This is a genomic window from Synechococcus sp. R8-2 (assembly GCF_047461715.1).
Lineage (GTDB): Bacteria > Cyanobacteriota > Cyanobacteriia > Thermostichales > Thermostichaceae > Thermostichus.
The window spans coordinates 1-3370 of the sequence record NZ_JANSHQ010000157.1 but is presented as its reverse complement, the minus strand read 5'-3'; the positions used below and the strand labels follow the sequence as shown (position 1 = coordinate 3370).

The following is a 3370-nucleotide window of genomic DNA, read 5'->3' as shown; positions in this document are numbered from 1 at the left end:
TAGTCATTCCAAACTAGATTGAAACACTTCCCAAGCGTTCCGCGCCGCTTACAGAGGGAGTCATCCTTCACCCCCAGCCCCTCTCCTTTGGGAGAGGAGAGTTAGGAAGCAATGCCACGGAAAGGTCTCATTCCTGTTTAAAATGACTGTAACTTCTGTATCTTACCTTACCGTTTCGATGTCCAGAAGGGTTCTGCAATTCAAGGCAGATTTGAGGTAGGATTTCTCCCCAAGTTGGGGTAATTTTTCATAGAAAATCTCCACAGAGTAGTAGTCAGGATTACATTTTTCCGTTCCCTTGGAGTTTGGGGATCAAGGCTCGTGGATACGCGATCCGGTCGTCGGCTGCGGCGAGGATTGGCCGGGATCCCAGTTCAGGCCCTCCACCCGCAGCTCCAGAGCCCCCGACTGGCGCACCGGATTGTACTGCAGGCTAAAGCCATAGGTGCGGCGGTCGTAGCCCAGGCGATAGACGACATCCACCTGTTGGCCCGACTGCAAATCTACCGTTGTCTCTGCCCCTACCCGCAGCGGGCCGTACAGTTGTTGCAAAAAGCCCAGGACGAGCTGTTCCCGCGTGGTGATGCGGTCAAACAAAAATGGCGAGGCTCCGGCCAAAAAACCGTTGGAGTAGGTCACCCTCAGGTTGGTGTAGTCGAAGGTATCGGCCACAAAAGCCCCAATCACCGCATCAATGCCAATACTGCCGGCAGTATAGCTCTGGGCTCGGCCATTGGAGTAAAAAGACTGGCTGCTGCTCACACCGGTGCTGAGCCAGATCCCTTGCTCGATGGGCAGAGCGGAAAAGCGGGGTGGGGGATCCGCCGCCGTCTTGGGAGGGCTCCAGAGGGGAAAGGAGCGATTCAAGGTTGCCCCCAGTTGCAGGCGGGAGAGCTGAATGCGGTCGGTGGTGTTGGCTAAGGCCAACTCCGGATCCGTGTCGATTTCATCCGGCTGCCCCAAGGCATCGATGTAGTCGACGGCTATGCGGTAGCTGAGATCCAAGCCGGTATTGCCCAGGCGCAGGGTGGGTGAGCGGTAGCTGGCACCGAGGCGGTTTTCCACAATTTGAAACCCCAGGCGACCGCTGAAGAAGCGTTCCCGATAGGCGTAGGTGTAGGCGACTTCTCCGCCATCGCCGGTGGTGATGCGGTGTTCGACCTGGGCTCGCAAGCGCTGAGCAAACTCCTGGAAGACGATCCCCCGCAGCTCGGCAAACAGCGAGGTTTGAGCGTTGGCTTCCGGTTGCCGCCAACGAAAATCGGCCCGCAGCCCGATCCCATCCAAAAGGCCCTGCTCACTGCCCCAAAGACGTTGTGGATACAGTTGCGGGGAGAGCACCAAGCTCACGTTGGGATCCCGCAGCAGCTCGATGTTGGACTGGAGGATCAAGCCGCGCCGCAATTCTTCCCTGTCGAAATCATCGTAGAAGATGCTGACCGGAGGCTGACGGTTCAACGAGTCGAAGCGCAACCGAATGGGCAGAGGCAGAAACAAGACCTGGTCGAAGGCCAGTTGGCCGGCCTCGGCAATCAAAAGGCTGGAGCCATCGGCTTGCAGGGTGGAGGTCACCCGTGGGCTACGAATCTCCAACTCCGGCGGATCCAGCGGGTCGTTGGTCAGCCGCACCTGTTCTCCTTCCCAGGTGGTGGCATCGAAGCGGATGCGAACGGCACGAAAGCGCACCAGCCGCTGCGGAGAGAGGGCGGCTGCCGGGGATCCACTGGCCTGCAACTGGCCAATATCCACCTGCCCGAAGGCCTCTTCCAAAAATCCCCGCTCTTGCTCAAAGTCGTACTCCAGCCGGGATCCCTGAATGCGCTGCCGATCCAGTTGAATAGAGACATTGCCCTCGGCCACAGCCCGCCGCTGTCGCAGTTCAATGCGCAGGCGATCCGCCCGCAACACAGAGCGGCCCAGCCGCATCTCCACATTGCCTTCTGCTTGGAAGACTTCCGCCCGTTGATCGAAGGTTTGCCGGTCAGAACGCAGCCGTAACGTTCGGTCGGCAACGGCGCTGAGGTCAGTCGTATCCATGGGCTGAGCGCCCCCCTTCTTCTGGGACTCCACCTGAGCCGCAGTAGGGCCGGCAACTGCCAACCCCAGCACCCCCAAGCAGAGCCAGAGCAACCGCAACCCTCTCATAATCACCCGGCGCAAAACTTCAACACAGATCCCCTACGGCTTCCCCAGCCCGCTAGCTTGTGGCCAACTGGGAAAGGTTGAGGACTCGGTTGAGCTTGCCGCTGCGGTAGCCCTCCAAATCGAGACTGACATAGAGATAGCCGAAGGATTGCAGGGCCTTGACCAGCGCTTCCAGATTGGTTTTCTGCACAAACTCCACGATCTGATCCGGAGGAAGTTCGATGCGGGCGGTGTCCTTCTCCGAGCGCACCCTGACCTGCCGCCAACCCAAGCTGCGCAAGTAGCGCTCCGCCGCTCCCACCCGACGCAGCTTCTCAGGGGTGATTGCCTCCCCGTAGGGAAAGCGAGAGCTGAGGCAGGGTTGGGCCGGTTTATCCCACCAAGACAGCCCCAGGTGGCGAGACAATTGCCGCACCTCCAGCTTGCTCATCCCCACCTCCGCCAAAGGGGAACGCACGCCGCGCTCCCGAGCTGCCTGTGTCCCCGGTCGGTAATCGGCCAGATCGTCGGCATTGAGACCATCCACCACATGGTTATATCCCTGGGCTCGGGCCAACAGGCGCAAGGTATCGTGCAAGTGACTTTTGCAGAAGTAACACCGGTTAACAGGGTTGGCAGCGTAGCTCGGATCCTCCAGCTCGTGGGTTTCGACGATCTGATGGCGGATCCCGATTTGCCGAGCCTGCTGAATTGCTTCTTCCAAATCTTCGGGCAGCAGCGAAGGAGAAGCAGCGGTGACAGCCAGGGCCCGCTCCCCCAACTGATCCCAGGCCAACTTGGCCACCAAGCTGCTATCAACTCCCCCCGAGTAGGCCACCAAGACCCGCTCCATCTCGGCGAAGATCTGGACAAGCTGCTGGAACTTGTGCTGCAGGACGGGATCCCACTCCAGCAGGAGGTTGGCCGCTATTCCTCCCTCTCCCGGGGGGAGAAGGTCGAGACGAGAGGCGGTTGGGCCTTGGGCTGTGCTCATGAAGACAGAAGATGCCAAGCGTTTGGATAACCAGGCAAGGATGCCATCTCGCTATTGCCGGCAGGAGAAGAGCCGGTTGCTATCAGGGGCAGGGATCCCCCCTCTTTCTATTCTTTCCTAGAGATCCCCGACTTTCCAACGCTTCTCCCCAGCATGGGATGCGGGATCCCTCAAGGAAAAGTAGACAATTGGGCAATCTATCCGTAGTCCGCTCACCCGCTGTCGCGATGGTGCTATGCCTCCGGCACCCTA

General features: G+C 59.4%; 2 protein-coding genes. Both read right to left on the bottom strand.

From position 1 onward, the window contains the following. Positions 1–312 precede the first annotated feature (312 nt). A complete protein-coding gene (locus NW819_RS04445; protein WP_414413010.1) occupies positions 313–2145 on the bottom strand; it encodes a DUF3769 domain-containing protein in 1833 nt (610 codons plus the stop codon). 52 nt (positions 2146–2197) lie between these two features. Next, positions 2198–3118: an ATP-dependent sacrificial sulfur transferase LarE gene (gene larE / locus NW819_RS04440; RefSeq protein WP_414413009.1), complete on the bottom strand. Its 921-nt coding sequence runs from the start codon at positions 3116–3118 to the stop codon at positions 2198–2200. Positions 3119–3370: the final 252 nt, after the last annotated feature.

Coding starts and splice junctions, on each gene's coding strand:
- NW819_RS04445 (WP_414413010.1), bottom strand. CDS start 2,145: ATGAGAGGGTTGCGGTTGCTCTGGCTCTGCTTGGGGGTGCTGGGGTTG.
- larE (WP_414413009.1), bottom strand. CDS start 3,118: ATGAGCACAGCCCAAGGCCCAACCGCCTCTCGTCTCGACCTTCTCCCC.